Source organism: Kocuria marina (assembly GCA_014652975.1).
GTDB lineage: Bacteria > Actinomycetota > Actinomycetes > Actinomycetales > Micrococcaceae > Kocuria > Kocuria marina.
Genome location: BMZV01000001.1, coordinates 681,287 through 695,675, shown reverse-complemented (window position 1 = coordinate 695,675; position 14,389 = coordinate 681,287). Strand labels below are relative to the sequence as shown.

Sequence of the window (14,389 nt, the reverse complement as noted above, 5' to 3'; positions counted from 1 at the left end):
CGAATCAGAGGCCGGGACGGTTGGTTCGTATGTCGGGGATCAGTGGCGGCGGATGCGCGCCGGAGCGGTGGTCTCGGGCTCGCCGGCCACCGGGGGAACGATCTCGTCCGGGTGCGCCCGGACGTACTCCTGGTGCACCTCCGCGACGTGCAGGTCCTTGCCCTGGTCCGACTTCTTGACGAAGGAGACCGCGATGAAGGACACGAGCGAGATCAGGGAGATGTACAGGCCGATGGTCCACGCGGCGCCGGTGCGGTTGAGCAGCAGCTGGGCGATCATGGGGGCGAACGCGCCACCAATGATCGACCCCAGGGCGTAACCGATCGAGACACCGGAGTAGCGGACGCGGGCCGGGAACATCTCGGCGTACATGGCGGACTGCGGCCCGTAGGACGGACCCAGGCCGATCGTCAGGATGAAGATCGCGGCCGCGAACAGGGGCAGGGACGCCGTGTTGAGCATCCACCACATGGGGATGGCCCACAGGATGATGATGCCGTAGCCGATCTGGAACGTGAGCTTGCGCCCGATCTTGTCCGAGATCCACCCGCCGAACATCGTGAAGATGAGCCACCCGACGCCGCCCACGAGCGTGGCGATCAGCGTCTCGGGGCGGGACATCCCCAGGGCCTTGGTGCCGTAGGACGCGAAGAACGCGATGACCAGGTAGCCCGCGGCGTTGTTCGCGGCGAAGATCAGCGCGGCCAGGATGACCTGCGGGGAGTTGGTCCGGAACAGCTGGTCCAGGGGAGCGGAGGACTCCTTGGCGCGCTGGCGCATCTCCAGGAACACGGGGGACTCGTCCACGGAGCGGCGGATCAGCCAACCCACGAAGATCAGCACGATGGAGAACAGGAACGGAACGCGCCAGCCCCAGGCCTCGAACTGCTCGGGGGTCAGGATGGTGCTCAGACCGAACATGAACAGGGTGGCCATCAGCACGCCCAGGGGCACACCGATCTGGGGGTAGGCGCCGAAGAAGCCGCGCTTGTTCGCGGGCGCGTGCTCCACGGACATCAGGGCCGCACCACCCCACTCACCACCGGCGGAGAAGCCCTGCAGGATACGCAGGACCAGCAGGATGATGGGGGCCGCGATACCGATCTGCTCGTACGTGGGCAGCAGGCCGATCAGCGTGGTGGCCGCGCCCATCCCGAAGAGGGTCATGACCAGGGTGATCTTGCGCCCGTACTTGTCACCGATGTGACCGGCCACGATCGCACCCAGGGGACGGAAGAGGAAGCTGATGCCCAGGGACGCCCAGGCGACGATCTGTCCCAGCGTGGCGTTCTGCTCGCCCGCCGGGTTGAAGAAGTGGGTGGCCAGGATGAAGGCGGCCGCCTGCGCATAGATGAAGAAGTCGTACCACTCGATGGTGGTGCCCACGAGGGTGCCCGCAAGGACCTTGCGCTCTTCTCGGGTCATGGTGTGCGCCGGCTGAGCGGGCGCTGAGGTGGTGGATGCCATGTGGGTCTCCAGGATCGGCGGACGCGGGGTCCGTGGGGTGCCAGTGGCGGGGTGGATCAGGGGAATAACCGACCGATTGGTCTCGAAATAAGTGTACGAAAGAATGTGAAGCGCACCACACGTTTCGTGTACTAAATCGTATATTTTTCCCGGGCCGTTCACCCGGGCGGGCAGCATGTCGGCCGTTGTGACGCGTTCATGACACGGCAACGCCCCCTCCCGCCGTGCCGCACCGTGGAAGGTGCGGGCGCAGCGGAAGGGGGCGGGCGGCGTCGTCCGGGAAGATCGGGGAACCGGAACGGTCAGCGACGCGGTGGGACTAAAAGCTGCAGGACCAGCCGCGCGGCCTGATCAGAACAGGCGCTCGGACGCGATCCGCGCACCCTCCACGAGGGACTCGAGCTTGGCCAGCGCGATCTGCGGGTGCAACCGCCCGCCCAGACCGCAGTCCGTAGAGGCGATCACGTTCTCCTTGCCCACCACGGACGCGTACTGCTCGATCCGGTCCGCCACGAGCTCGGGGTGCTCCACCACGTTGGTCGAGTGCGAGACGAAACCGGGGTAGACCACCTTGCCCTCGGGCAGCTGGTGGTCCTTCCAGACCTTCCACTCGTGGCCGTGGCGCGGGCTGGACGCCTCGAAGCTGTAGCCCTGCGCGCGGATGGTGAGCATGAGGTCCACGAGGTACTTGAACTCGAGGTCCGTGGTGTGCGGGCCGTGCCACGAACCCCAGCACAGGTGGAAGCGGATCTGCTCCTCGGGGAGGTCGCGCAGTGCGTAGTTCAGCGCGTCCACGCGCAGCTGGGTGAAGGCCAGGTAGTCCTCCACGGTGGGCTCGGGGTTGATCTGGTCCCAGGACTCGGCGATCGAGGGGTCGTCGATCTGCACGGTCAGTCCGGCGTCTACGATGGCCTTGTACTCCTCGCGCATCACGTCCGCGCACGCGTAGACCAGTTCCTCGTCCGTGGCGTAGTACTCGTTCTTCACGCGCGCGCAGGAGCCGGGGGACAGTGCCGCGACGAAGCCCTGCGTGGCACCGTTCAGGGCCATCGCGTCCTTCACGCGGCGGATGTCCCCGGCCACAGCCTCCTGACCCGTGTAGGTCAGCGGGCCCGTGATCTTGGGCTGGGAGACCGTGTTGCGGTGCACGAGCACGCCCGCTGTGGGGTCCTCATAGGCGTCCCGGAAGCGCTCCCGGTCGCGGCGGTCGGGGAAGCTCGTGAGCACGATGTGTCCCGGGCTGGAACGGTGCTTCTCGCCCTCGTTCCAGCGGTCCTCGTCCGTGGGGGTCAGCCCGCCCAGGCGGTGGAACGAGTAGTTCCACCAGGCCCCGTAGTCCACGGCGCCGGACGTGGTGTGGCCGTACTCGCCGTCGTTGACGATGTCGATGCCGATCTCGCGCTGGGTGCGCACGATCTCTGTGACGCCCTCGTCGAGCGCCTCGCCCAGCTGGGAGAGGTCGATCTCGCCCGCCTGGAAACGGTTGTTGGCCTTCAGCAGCTCGGGCGTGCGAGGCAGGGAGCCCACGTGGGTGGTCTGGATGCGATCGGTGTTCAAGGGCATGGCTGTGCTGTTCCTTTCCATCGGTCCTGGCGTTAGCACCGGTGTCACCCCGGTTGCTGCGGCTTCCACGAGCCAGATCTCTCGGCCGCTCTGGATGGGTACTGCTCCATCCAACAGCATCGCGAGGAGCGGACGCCAGTCGTGGTGTGTCGGACGACGACGCCGCTCCCCGGGTTCCTCCTGCCCCGGCCCCTCGGGCTGGGGTCACCGGGGCTTCCGTGACCCGGCGGACTCCGGTGCGGGCTGTGACTCGTAGCTGGTCCGGGGTGGTCCGTTCCGGATCGTGACCCGGCGGCCCCCCCCCGGGGCGTAGCGTGACGCGGTAGGAGAACCGTCCACGCGCAAAGAGGCTGTCATGGAGCAATCACTCGAGGGAAAGAAGGCCCTGGTCACCGGTGGGGCCAGCGGGATCGGCCGCGCCGCCGTGCAGGCGTTCGCGGACCGCGGCGCCCACGTGGTCGTCGCGGATATCAATGAAGAAGCCGCTCAGACGACGGCCTCCGAGGTGGGCGGGAAGCCTGGGTCGTGGACCTCTCGGATACCGCCGCGCTCGCCGAACTGAGCCTGGACGTGGACATCCTGGTCAACAACGCGGGGATCCAAAAGGTGGCCCCCGTGCAGGACTTCGACCCCGCGGACTTCCACCGCATCCTCACGCTCATGCTCGAGGCTCCGTTCCTGCTGATCCGTGCCGCACTGCCGCACATGTACGAGCGCGGATGGGGCCGGATCATCAACGTCTCCTCCATCCACGGTCTGCGCGCGTCCGCGTACAAATCCGCGTACGTCACGGCCAAGCATGGGCTCGAAGGGCTGTCCAAGACCGTGGCCCTGGAGGGCGCTGAGCACGGTGTGACCAGCAACTGCGTCAACCCCAGCTACGTGCACACCCCGCTCGTGGACAAGCAGATCAAGGACCAGGCCGCGACCCACAGGATCCCCGAGGACCAGGTGATCGAGAAGATCATGCTCACCGAGTCCGCGATCAAGCGCCTCGTGGAACCCGAGGAGGTTGGCGAGCTCATCGCGTTCCTGGCCGGCCCGTCCGCGGGCATGGTCACGGGTGCGTCCTACACGATGGACGGTGGCTGGACGGCGTTCTGAGTGCGGGGCGACGTCGCCGCGTCCACCCTCGCTGCCGTTCGGTGTCGAGGCAATGGCCCGCGTTCCACGGCCCCTCTCCGGCCAAGGGCCCGAACATCTGCGTCCCGAAAAAACACCCGCAGTCGCACAACGCATGCGGTATCGGGACACAGATGTTCCGGGGTGCGAGAACGCGGGGTCTGACGGTACGGGACGACGCCGCTGCGTCCGGTTCACACGGTCGTGGCCCCCGCGCGCAGCGCCGTGGAGAGCCTGTGGGCCTGGTCCAGCAAAGCCGCCCCGAGGCGGGGTCTGCGTTCCGCGGTGAACCGGGGTTCGATCCCCGTCAGGGAGAGTGCGTAGCGGGGTTGGCCGGTCGCGTCGAACACCGCGGCCGCCATGCCCCACGAGCCCTCCACAATACGTCCGGGGTTCAGGGACCAGCCGTCCTCCCGGACCTGGGCGACGAGGCGGCGGACGTGAGCGTCGTCGTGCTGTGGACCGAGGCGCGTCCGCTCCTCCCGGGTGTCCGCGAGGGCGGTCTCCAATTGGTCCGGGGGTAGGTGACCGAGGATCGCGAGTCCCGCGGAGGCCACGCCCAGGGGCAACCGCAGGCCCTCGTAGAGCACGTGCGAGCGCACCGGGAACGCCCCCTCCACCCGGGCCAGGCAGATGACCTCGTTGCCGCGGCGAGCGGAGAAGAACGCGGACTCGCCCGTGGCCTCGGCGAGCCGCTGCAGGCACGGGGTCGCGAGGTCCTGGGCGGGATAACGTTGGGCGGCCACCGTGCCCAGGATGTGCAGTTCGGGACCCAGGGCCCAGTTGCCGTCCTCCGTGCGGTCCACGAACCCCTCGGCGGCGAGCGCTGCGAGCAATCGGTGCGCGGTGGGCCGGGTCAGCCCCGTGCGGTGGGCGATGGCCGCGGTGGATCCGGCTGACTCCCCGGATGCCACGGCCTGCAGGATCGCGGCGATCCGGGAGACCACCTGCGTGCCCTGCGGGGAGGACTGCGGGTTCCGGGATTTCTGCGGGGTCATACACGCTCCTGCGTCGGGACGTTCACAATATGGACAGACTAGCGACAGTTTTTCAGATTGTGATCCCTTCACCGACGATTACGGGTGAAGCATTGACCAAGATGTGGTCACTTTCTAGCCTGAGAGGCAGATCACGCACTGGAGGGGTGACCATGTCCAAACTCAGGGACAACGTGGCCGAGTTGCTCGCCGAGACGCTGCGGGACGGGATGACCGTGGCGGTGGGCGGTTTCGGACTGTCCGGGATCCCGCGGGACCTCATCGAAGCGGTCCGGGACAACGGAGCCAAGGACCTGACCGTGGTGTCCAACAACATGGGCGTGGACGGCAAAGGGCTCGGTCTGCTGCTGGAGAACAAGCAGGTGAGTAAGGTGCTGTCCTCGTACGTGGGGGAGAACAAGGAGTTCGCCCGCCAGTACCTGGAGGGTGAGCTCGAGGTCGAGTTCAACCCGCAGGGCACGCTCGCCGAACGGCTGCGCGCGGGCGGTGCGGGGATCCCCGCGTTCTACACCGCCACCGGTGTGGGCACGCGCGTGGCGGAGGGGAAGCCCACCGCGGAGTTCGACGGGTGCACCTACATCCTGGAACGCGGGATCGTCGCGGACATCGCCCTGGTGCACGCGTGGCGAGGGGACACGGACGGCAACCTGATCTACCGGAGGACCTCGCGCAACTTCAACCCGGTGTGCGCCACGGCCGCGCGGATCACGTTCGCGGAGGTCGAGGAGGTCGTGGCCCCGGGTGAGCTGGACCCGGACCACATCGTGACCCCCGGGGTCTTCGTGCAGCACGTGGTGCAGTACTCGGGGGCGCCCAAGGAGATCGAGCAGCGCACCACGCGACCGAGGCCCGCGGCGCGGCGTCGTCGTCGGAGGGCGGAACGGACGTGCGGACCGGCGGTGGTGCCGCCCGGGGCGCGGGCAACGGCGGAGCGGAAGGGGCGGTGGCATGAGCTGGACGCGTGATGAGATGGCGGCCATCGCGGCGTCGGAACTGCATGACGGCGACTACGTGAACCTGGGCATCGGGATCCCGACCCTCGTGGCGAACAACCTGCCCGAGGGCGTGAGCGTGGTGCTGCAGACCGAGAACGGGGCGCTGGGCATGGGCCCGTTCCCGTACGAGGGGGACGAGGACCCGGACCTGATCAACGCCGGGAAGCAGACGATCACCCTGCAGCCGGGGGCCGCGATCTTCGACTCCGCGATGTCCTTCGCGATGATCCGCGGTGGACACGTGAAGATGGCGATCCTGGGGGCCATGCAGGTCTCGCAGCGCGGCGACCTGGCCAACTGGATGATTCCCGGCAAGATGGTCAAGGGAATGGGCGGGGCCATGGACCTTGTGACCGGAGCACCCCGTGTGCTGGTCTTGACGGAACACGTCGCCAAGGACGGCTCCGCCAAGCTCAAGCGGGAGTGCGATCTGCCCCTGACCGGTGTCGGGGTCGTGAACCGCATCATCACCGACCTGTGCGTCTTCGACGTGGAGGAACACGGGCTGGTGTTGCGGACCCTCGCCCCGGGTGTGACCGAAGAAGAAGTAGCAGCCAAGACCGAGGCCGAATACCGGGTTGAGCTCATGGACGTCACCCCGGACTCCGTGCCCGTACAGGAGGAGAAATGACAGAGAACGCCAATGACGTGGTGATCGTCAACGGAGCACGCACACCCCAGGGCAAACTGCTGGGCGCGCTCGCGGACCTGAGCGCCGTGGACCTGGGCGCGCACGCGATCAAGCACGCCGTGCAGCGCGCGGGGGTCTCCCCCGAGGACGTGGATTACGTCTATATGGGCAACGTGGTGCAGGCGGGCACCGGGCAGAACCCGGCCAAGCAGGCCGCGGTGAAGGCCGGACTTCCTAAGACCGTCCCGGCGGCTGCCCTGAACAAGGTGTGCCTGTCCGGTCTGGTGGCCGTCACGGAAGCGACACGAATGCTGCGCCTGGGTGAGGCGGACGTCGTCGTGGCCGGCGGGATGGAATCCATGACCAACGCGCCACACCTGGCCCTGGGCGCCCGCAAGGGCAAGTCCTACGGGGACATGCGGCTCGCGGACTCGCTCGCCCACGACGGGCTCGTGGACGTCGAGAAGGGCGTGCCCATGGGTGAGCTCACCGAGTCCGGCAACGGCGAGCGTCAGATCGACCGCGCCGAGCAGGACGCGGTGGCCGCGCGCAGCCACCAACTCGCGGGCAAGGCCCAGCAGGACGGGATCTTCGCGGACGAGATCGCGCCCATCGAGGTGCCCCAGCGCAAGGGCGATCCGATCACGGTGTCAGAGGACCAGGGCGTGCGCCCGGATTCCACCGCGGAGGGCCTCGGCAAGCTGCGCCCCGCCTTCACGAAGGACGGCGCCATCACCGCGGGCAACTCGTCCCCCATTTCCGACGGCGCTGCGGCCCTCGTGCTGACCACGCGCGGCTACGCGGAGGAGCACGGACTCGAGTGGCTCGCCGTGGTGGGCAAACCCGGTCAGGTGGCCGGTCCGGATACCTCCCTGCACTCCCAGCCCTCCCGGGCCATCGAGCACGCGCTCTCGCGGTCCGACTGGACCCTGGAGGATCTGGACTTCATCGAGATCAACGAGGCGTTCGCGGCCGTGGCCGTGCAGTCGGTGCGCGACCTGGGCGTGGACCCCGAGAAGGTCAACATCCACGGTGGTGCGATCGCCCTGGGCCACCCCGTGGGGGCCTCGGGCGCGCGGATCGCGCTGCATGCCGCTTTGGAACTGGCGCGGCGTGGCTCCGGCAAGGCCGCCGTGTCCCTGTGCGGTGGCGGCGGTCAGGGTGAGGCGTTGTTGTTGAGCCGTTGAGCCTTGCAGGTGGGTCACGCCCGTCCCGGACCCGGGGCGGGCGTGACCCGCACCAGGGGCGGCCCGGCTCGAGCCGGCTGACCGGCCCGTGTGGTCCCCGGGGGCGGGCGGCCGGGTTGATCGAATGGATTCAGGAGGAACTATGGCGCACACGGCATCCACACCGGACTCGACATCGTTGGAGGGCCCTGGATCAGGGGGCGGGCCTGTCCCGGACCCGCGGCGCACCCGCAAGCGGGCGGCGCTGTCCGGGTTCCTGTTCGGATGCGGTATCGCCGCTTCCATGATCGACTTGTTCATCTTCCACCTGGGCCTGCAGTGGCATCACTTCTACGACCTCTCCACGCACGAGGTGGCCCTCGTGACGGACGGGTTCTTCCACGCCTTCGGGTGGTTCATCACCATCTGGGGTCTGTTCCTGTTCGCTGACGTGCGCCGACGGGGTGGGGTGCACTGGCCCCACTGGATCGGGGCCGTGATCCTGGGTGTGGGGACCTTCCAGCTCTTCGATGGCATCGTGGACCACAAGCTGCTGGGCATCCACCAGATCCGCTACGGGGTGGACATCCTGCCGTACGACCTCGTGTGGAACGGCACCGCGGTGATCCTCATGCTCATCGGGTTCGTGGTGCTGCGGCGCGGCGCGCGGGCCTATCGGACCCGCTGATGTCCTCGGACCACGCCCACCATGCGGATCACACCCACCACGCGGAGACCACCGCTGCTGTCGGATGGCCTGTGTTCGAGTGGCTGGTCGTGGTGGTGCTGGTACTGGCTGCCGCGGGGTACGGGTGGTTGTTGTGGTCGGGCCGTCACAGGACGGGCCCGAGTCCGTGGCGTCCCGTGAGTTTCTACGTCGGCCTGCTGGGCGTGGGGGTGGGCCTCGTGGGGCCCCTCGCCCACGCCGGGCACACCAGCTTCACCGCTCACATGGTGGGGCACCTGTTGGTGGGGATGCTCGGACCCCTGCTGCTCGTCCTGGGCGCGCCCGTGCGGGTGGCGCTGCGCGGGCTGTCCACCGCCGGGGCGCGCCGGGTCTCGCGGGTGCTGCGGTTCCCGGTCGTCCGCTGGGTCACGCACCCCGTGGTGGCCGCGATCCTCAATGCCGGCGGGTTGTGGTTGCTCTACACCACCGCGCTGTTCCACTGGATGCACGCCTCCGCGTGGGGCCACGCGCTCGTCCACACCCACATCTTCCTGGCCGGCTACGTGTTCACGGCGGCCATTGCCGGACCGGACCCCGATCCGCATCGTTCGTCCTTCCGGGTGCGCGCCGTGGTCCTGGTGCTCTTCATCGCGGCGCACTCGGTCCTGGCCAAGTGGCTCTACGCGCATCCGCCCGCGGGAGTCGCGCCCCACGACGCCCACGTGGGCGCGCAGGTCATGTACTACGGCGGCGACGTCGTGGACGTCCTGCTGATCGTCCTGCTGTTCCTGGACCACCACCGGGCCACGCGCCCGCGCCCGGCAACCGATCGCATGTCCCCAACCCTGACCCAGATCGGAGAACCACCCGTGTCCCGCCACCATCGAGAGCCGTTGTCATGAGCACCCCGGGAACCCCGCAGGCCACCGCCGCCCGGTCCGAACCGCCGCTGGCCCGCGTGATGCGGCCGCTCAACACCGCCGTGGAGAGGTTCATCCCCTCGGCGCTGATCTTCGCCATAGTCCTCACCGTCCTGGTGGCCCTCATGGCCCTGCTGCTGACCGATTCCGGGCCCGTGGCCGTGATCCAGGGATGGGGCACGGGACTGTCTGGGCTGCTGGAGTTCATGACCCAGATGGCGCTGGTGCTGTTGCTCGGTCATGCCCTGGCCAGTACCCGGCCCGTGCGCGCCGGTCTCGGCAAGTTGGCCTCGGTGCCCCGCTCACCCCTGCGCGCCTACATCTTCGTGTTCGTCATCGCTGCGGTGGCCTCCCTCATCACATGGGGTTTCGGCCTGGTGGTCGGCGGTCTGCTCGCCCGGGAGGTCGCCGCGGAGTTCGCGCGCAGGCGCCAGGCCGTGAGCTTCCCGATGCTCGTGGCGTCCGGGTTCTCCGGGTTCGTGGTGTGGCACATGGGGTATTCGGGCTCCGGCCCACTGACCGCCGCGACCCCGGGCTCGTTCATCGAGAAGCAGGTGGGCCACATCATTCCCATCAGGGAGACCATTTTCTCGTAATGGAACATCAGCGCGATCGTCGTCACCCTGATCCTGGTGGCCCTGGCGCTCTGGCTCGTGGCACCGCGCAGCGTTCCCGAGTCCCACACGGTCACGGCCGAGGCGCTCGCCCAGTCCGAACAGGAGATCGAGCGTCCGGTCATAGAGGCCCCGGCCGACCGGTTGGATGCCTCCCGCATCCCCACGACTCTCGTGGGCCTGGCACTGGTGGCCTACCTGGTCATCCACTTCGCCGGGGGTGGAACGGTCACCCTGAACATCGTGAACTGGATGTTCCTGGGGCTGATCTTCCTGTTGTCCCGCAACACGTTCGAGGTCATGGGCCTGGTCAAGAACGCCGCGTCGAACGTGGGGGACATCCTGCTGCAGTTCCCCCTGTACGCCGGGATCATGGGCATCATGACCGCCACGGGGCTGATCCAGGTGCTCTCCGACTCGATCGTCGCCGTGGCATCGCCCCAGACGCTGGGCCTGCTGGCCTTCCTGTCCGCAGGGCTGGTCAACTTCTTCGTCCCGTCCGGCGGCGGGCAGGTGGCCATCCAGGCACCCATCCTGTTGGACGCCGCCGCCCGCCTGGACGTGGACCCCGCCGTGGTGATCATGGCCGTGTCCTACGGCGATCAATGGACGAACATGATCCAGCCGTTCTGGGCCCTGCCGTTGCTGGCCATCGCGGGACTGAAGATCCGGGACATCCTGGGCTACACGACCGTGGTGTTGTTGGTCTCCGGAATCGTCTTCACCGCCACCATGCTGGTCGTGGGCGCGGGGGTCTGAGCGCGTGTCGTGCTCCGGGCGGCCGCGGGGAGGTCCACGCCCGTCTGCTCACCGGCGGACAGCGCGAGCCCCACGTCCTTGGCGGCCAGGACGGAACCCTCCGCACACGCTTCGAGATTGACGAAGAGCATCATGTTGTTCACGATCTTGGCCGATTGCCCCATGCCCGGCCCGCCGGTGTGCACGATCCGACCCGCCATGGGAGTGATGACCTGCTCGGCCCGGGCCACGGTGTCCTTGTCGCCCCCGATCATGAACGTGAGTGTTCCCGCCGCAGCACCGCTGATTCCGCCCGAGACCGGGGCGTCCACGAACGCGAAACCCTTCTCCGCCACGGCCTTGTGAAGCTCCAGGGCGGTTTCCACGTCGATCGTGGAACTGTCGATGAGGAGGGCGTCCTTCGGGGCGAGCGCCAGGACGCCCTGGTCCGATCGGACGGGGCGTGGGAGCCCACGGATCTGGGTCGACAGTTCGTGAGTGCCGCCGAGGGCATCGAGAGGGCCCTGGATTCCCTCGCCCTGGAATCGGGCGGTGCGGGAGGCGGGGTGAAGGGGCTCGTGCGGGTCTTGGCCCCGGACGGCCTGGGCGGGATCGCCGTGGGTGAGGCCATGCGCAGGCTGTCCGAGACCCACCCCGGTGTGCGGCTCGAGATGATCAACGCGGCGCGCCGCCCGAGCGCCAACCTCGTGGGGATCGACGTCGCGGTGGCCGTGGGGCGCCCAGAGGTCTCCCGGAACGAGTCGTTCCACTTGGCGGACTACTTCCTGGGGCTCTACGCGTCCGCGGCGTACGTGGAACGCCACCCGGCCGTCGAGTCCCCCGCCCAACTGCAGGAGCACCCTCTGCTCTACTTCATCGAGTCCATGCAGGACGTCCCGGAGCTGATCGATCCCGTGCGGCATCTGCCGCGGATGCACCAGTCGATCGGGGCCACGTCCTCCATGGTGCACGTGGAGTTGACCCGGTCCGGGGCGGGTATCGGCCTGCTGCCGTGCTACCTGGCCGATCGCGCCGGGGACCTCGTGCGGCTCTTCCCCGAGGAGTTCGCGTTCCGTGCGTCCGACTGGGCGGTCTCGCGCCCGGACCTGTTGAAGCGCCCCGCGGTGAAGGCCGTGATGGACGCGCTCCGGGCGGCGGTCGAGGACATGAAGGACCAATTGGCCGCTTCAGCCGGCACAGCGTGAGTGGCGACGACGCCGCTGCGCCGTCTCGTCATAGAAGCGCTCCGGGAGTATGCCCGCGTACGTCTCACGCCAGGAACGCACGTGGACGGCCGCGAGGGCGGGAGCGTCGTCGGGCTCGGGGAGACGGATGGTGAAGGCGGGCCGTGTCATGGGTCGGACCTCTCGAGGGGTGCTGCCTCACGACCGAGGATCAGGGCCAGTCCGGCCTCGAACCGCGGAGCGCTGTCAGTGGTGGGCAGCCCCATGGCCTCGCGGGTCTGCTGAGCGGTGACGGAGCCCAGTGTGAACCGGACCAGGGTCAGGGCCGTGTTCTCGGCGGTCCGCTGCGTGAGACCCGTGGCGGACAGGGCCGCGACGAGTAGCGGAACCGGCGGCAGGTCGAGCGGATCGAGGGCGTGGGCCACGCCGACGACCTCCGCGCCGTCGCGCACCGCGAGGATCAGCCGACGGAACTCCGCGGCAACCCGAGCGGGGTCGAGGTGGCCGGGCTCGGTGCGGCCGTCATCGGAGTGCCCCGGACCCGCCCCGTCGTGACCGGCCGAGCGGACGGCGCGGGGAGCGGCGTCGTCGTGCACCGCGCGGTCGGCGGCGAGCGGTGCGACCATGCGCTGGGCGAGCACCGCCAGCAACTCCTGCTTGTTGGCCACGTGCCAGTAGAGGGCGCCGGGCTGGACCTCGAGCTCCTTGGCGAGGCGGCGCATGGAGAGATCACCCAGGCCGTAGCTCTGCAGGATGTGCCACGCGGCATCCACCACGTCATCGCGGTTCAGGGCCACGGTGCTCCTCTCGGGGTGCTCGGTCGGGTGCTGCGTGTGACTCTACCGATCGGCCGGTGCGGCGCGGGGCGGGCGTTGGAGAATTGACTTTCTTGAACGGCGTTCAATAATTGAACCATGTTCAAGAACCCTGCCGAGCTGGCCGAGCGCGTCCTGGCTGGCGACCCCGTGACCCCGGACGAAGCCCTCGAACTGCTGCACACCGACGACCCCGGCATGCTGGACCTCGTGGCCGCCGCCGCACGGTTGCGCCGCGAACACTTCGGGATGACCGTGAAGGTGAACTACCTGGTCAACCTGAAGTCCGGGCTGTGCGCCGAGGACTGCGGCTACTGTTCCCAGCGCCTGAACGCCGGGACAGACATCCTCAAGTACTCGTGGCTGAGCCCCGAAAAGGCGGTGGAGCAGGCCGAGTACGGTATCCGCGGTGGTGCGAGCCGCGTGTGCCTCGTGGCGAGCGGTCGCGGCCCGTCCAACCGTGAGGTGGGCAACGTGACCCGCACGGTCGAGGCGCTGAAGGAGCAGCACCCGGATGTGGAGGTCTGCGCATGCCTGGGCCTGCTCAAGGACGGCCAGGCGGAGACGCTGAGCGGCGCGGGCGTGGACGCCTACAACCACAACCTCAACACCGCCGAGTCCCACTACGAGTCCATCTGCTCCACCCACACCTACCAGGACCGCGTGGACACCGTGGAGCGCGCGAAGGACGCCGGGCTCTCCCCGTGCTCCGGGCTGATCGTGGGCATGCGGGAGACGGACGAGCAGCTCGTTGAGGCGCTCTTCGCGCTGCGGGATCTGGGCTCGGACTCCGTGCCGGTGAACTTCCTCATGCCCTTCGACGGCACGCCCCTGGCAGGCACGTGGCAGCTGAGCCCGCAGAAGTGCCTGAAGATCCTCTCCGTTGTGCGCTTCGTGTGCCCGGACAAGGAGATCCGCATGGCCGGTGGCCGCGAGATGCACCTGCGCTCGCTGCAGCCGCTCGCCCTGCACGTGGTCAACTCCCTGTTCCTGGGCGACTACCTCACCTCCGAAGGGCAGGCGGCCAAGGCGGACCTGGACATGATCGCGGACGCCGGCTTCACCGTCCTTGGTGCGGGGCCAGACCTTTCCCGTGAGCACGACGCCGCGGTGCCCGCCCACGCCTCGAGCGGCGCGGCTCCCGAGCAGGCTGCGGCGGGCCAGGCAGGTCAGACGGGCTCGGCAGGCCCGGCGAGCACGCCCTGCGGGGCCACGTGCGGAACCGGTGGAGCTGCCGGTCCCGATGCAACCTCGGGCGGCGGTCCGGCCCCCTTCGACCCCGTCTTTTCCGATCAGGGTGACGACGCCGCGCTGCCCTCGACCGCGCAGGGCCCGGTCCCTACTCGGTCAGCTGCCCCGGTCTCCGCGGCGCTCGCCGCCCTGTTGAGCTCGGGCGACGGGCCCGAACGCGACGAGAACGACACCCGGGTGAGGATCGAGCTGAGCCCGACCGTGCGGCGTCGTGGTGCGGGGACCTCGGTGGCGCCGAATGCCTGAACCGGCACCGCA

Annotated in this window: 12 protein-coding genes, 2 pseudogenes and 1 riboswitch; of the genes and pseudogenes, 9 read left to right on the top strand and 5 right to left on the bottom strand. The window is 68.7% G+C overall.

The features are described from left to right. Positions 1 to 39: 39 nt before the first annotated feature. Positions 40 to 1,467 (bottom strand): MFS transporter, encoded by a 1,428-nt coding sequence (locus IE157_RS03275; protein WP_193519081.1) that lies wholly within the window; start codon positions 1,465 to 1,467, stop codon positions 40 to 42. 351 nt (positions 1,468 to 1,818) lie between these two features. Beyond that, on the bottom strand, positions 1,819 to 3,030 hold the full coding sequence (locus IE157_RS03270) for a cobalamin-independent methionine synthase II family protein (protein WP_098053537.1): 1,212 nt from the start codon (positions 3,028 to 3,030) through the stop codon (positions 1,819 to 1,821). 14 nt (positions 3,031 to 3,044) lie between these two features. Next, positions 3,045 to 3,131: riboswitch (SAM riboswitch) on the bottom strand. Positions 3,132 to 3,385: 254 nt separating this feature from the next. On the opposite strand from IE157_RS03270, the pseudogene IE157_RS03265 reads away from it, so the two are divergent. Then, positions 3,386 to 4,134, top strand: a pseudogene (locus IE157_RS03265) (3-hydroxybutyrate dehydrogenase). A gap of 212 nt (positions 4,135 to 4,346) precedes the next feature. Here the strand turns inward: IE157_RS03265 and IE157_RS03260 are convergent. Beyond that, positions 4,347 to 5,150, bottom strand: coding sequence for an IclR family transcriptional regulator (locus IE157_RS03260; protein ID WP_064846511.1), 804 nt, complete (start codon positions 5,148 to 5,150; stop codon positions 4,347 to 4,349). 152 nt (positions 5,151 to 5,302) lie between these two features. Here IE157_RS03260 and IE157_RS03255 point away from each other — a divergent pair, with 152 nt between their 5' ends. From IE157_RS03255 to IE157_RS03230, 6 genes and pseudogenes are all read left to right on the top strand, one after another. Beyond that, complete coding sequence (locus IE157_RS03255; protein WP_193519080.1) at positions 5,303 to 6,115, top strand: CoA transferase subunit A; 813 nt, start codon at positions 5,303 to 5,305, stop codon at positions 6,113 to 6,115. Beyond that, positions 6,099 to 6,776, top strand: a complete 678-nt coding sequence (locus IE157_RS03250; protein WP_193519079.1) for a CoA transferase subunit B — start codon at positions 6,099 to 6,101, stop codon at positions 6,774 to 6,776. The genes IE157_RS03255 and IE157_RS03250 overlap by 17 nt, the downstream gene beginning before the upstream one ends. Next, entirely contained in the window at positions 6,773 to 7,963 is a 1,191-nt protein-coding gene (locus IE157_RS03245; RefSeq protein WP_085107954.1) for an acetyl-CoA C-acetyltransferase, read from the top strand. The genes IE157_RS03250 and IE157_RS03245 overlap by 4 nt, the downstream gene beginning before the upstream one ends. 142 nt (positions 7,964 to 8,105) lie before the next feature. Beyond that, a complete protein-coding gene (locus IE157_RS03240; RefSeq protein WP_193519078.1) occupies positions 8,106 to 8,630 on the top strand; it encodes a DUF2243 domain-containing protein in 525 nt (174 codons plus the stop codon). Beyond that, positions 8,630 to 9,511 carry a cytochrome c oxidase assembly protein gene (locus tag IE157_RS03235; RefSeq protein ID WP_193519077.1) on the top strand — a complete coding sequence of 294 codons (882 nt, stop codon included), beginning with the start codon at positions 8,630 to 8,632 and terminating at the stop codon, positions 9,509 to 9,511. The genes IE157_RS03240 and IE157_RS03235 overlap by 1 nt, the downstream gene beginning before the upstream one ends. 59 nt (positions 9,512 to 9,570) lie before the next feature. After that, positions 9,571 to 10,902: pseudogene (locus IE157_RS03230) on the top strand (short-chain fatty acid transporter). On the opposite strand, the gene IE157_RS03225 reads toward IE157_RS03230, so the two are convergent. Then, positions 10,827 to 11,288 (bottom strand): NAD(P)-dependent oxidoreductase, encoded by a 462-nt coding sequence (locus IE157_RS03225; RefSeq protein WP_404820587.1) that lies wholly within the window; start codon positions 11,286 to 11,288, stop codon positions 10,827 to 10,829. The pseudogene IE157_RS03230 and the gene IE157_RS03225 sit on opposite strands and share 76 nt — an antisense overlap. Positions 11,289 to 11,375: 87 nt before the next feature. Here IE157_RS03225 and IE157_RS03220 point away from each other — a divergent pair, with 87 nt between their 5' ends. Beyond that, positions 11,376 to 12,086, top strand: coding sequence for a LysR substrate-binding domain-containing protein (locus IE157_RS03220; protein WP_318281280.1), 711 nt, complete (start codon positions 11,376 to 11,378; stop codon positions 12,084 to 12,086). 146 nt (positions 12,087 to 12,232) lie between these two features. Here the strand turns inward: IE157_RS03220 and IE157_RS03215 are convergent, their stop codons facing one another. Further along, on the bottom strand, positions 12,233 to 12,862 hold the full coding sequence (locus IE157_RS03215; protein WP_064846515.1) for a TetR family transcriptional regulator: 630 nt from the start codon (positions 12,860 to 12,862) through the stop codon (positions 12,233 to 12,235). 117 nt (positions 12,863 to 12,979) lie between these two features. On the opposite strand from IE157_RS03215, the gene bioB reads away from it, so the two are divergent. Then, positions 12,980 to 14,377, top strand: coding sequence for a biotin synthase BioB (bioB, locus tag IE157_RS03210; RefSeq protein WP_064846516.1), 1,398 nt, complete (start codon positions 12,980 to 12,982; stop codon positions 14,375 to 14,377). Positions 14,378 to 14,389: the final 12 nt, after the last annotated feature.

What these genes read in the sequence shown, in the direction of transcription:
- IE157_RS03275 (WP_193519081.1), bottom strand. Translation starts at nt 1,467, where the DNA reads ATGGCATCCACCACCTCAGCGCCCGCTCAGCCGGCGCACACCATGACC.
- IE157_RS03270 (WP_098053537.1), bottom strand. Translation starts at nt 3,030, where the DNA reads ATGCCCTTGAACACCGATCGCATCCAGACCACCCACGTGGGCTCCCTG.
- IE157_RS03260 (WP_064846511.1), bottom strand. Translation starts at nt 5,150, where the DNA reads ATGACCCCGCAGAAATCCCGGAACCCGCAGTCCTCCCCGCAGGGCACG.
- IE157_RS03255 (WP_193519080.1), top strand. Translation starts at nt 5,303, where the DNA reads ATGTCCAAACTCAGGGACAACGTGGCCGAGTTGCTCGCCGAGACGCTG.
- IE157_RS03250 (WP_193519079.1), top strand. Translation starts at nt 6,099, where the DNA reads ATGAGCTGGACGCGTGATGAGATGGCGGCCATCGCGGCGTCGGAACTG.
- IE157_RS03245 (WP_085107954.1), top strand. Translation starts at nt 6,773, where the DNA reads ATGACAGAGAACGCCAATGACGTGGTGATCGTCAACGGAGCACGCACA.
- IE157_RS03240 (WP_193519078.1), top strand. Translation starts at nt 8,106, where the DNA reads ATGGCGCACACGGCATCCACACCGGACTCGACATCGTTGGAGGGCCCT.
- IE157_RS03235 (WP_193519077.1), top strand. Translation starts at nt 8,630, where the DNA reads ATGTCCTCGGACCACGCCCACCATGCGGATCACACCCACCACGCGGAG.
- bioB (WP_064846516.1), top strand. Translation starts at nt 12,980, where the DNA reads ATGTTCAAGAACCCTGCCGAGCTGGCCGAGCGCGTCCTGGCTGGCGAC.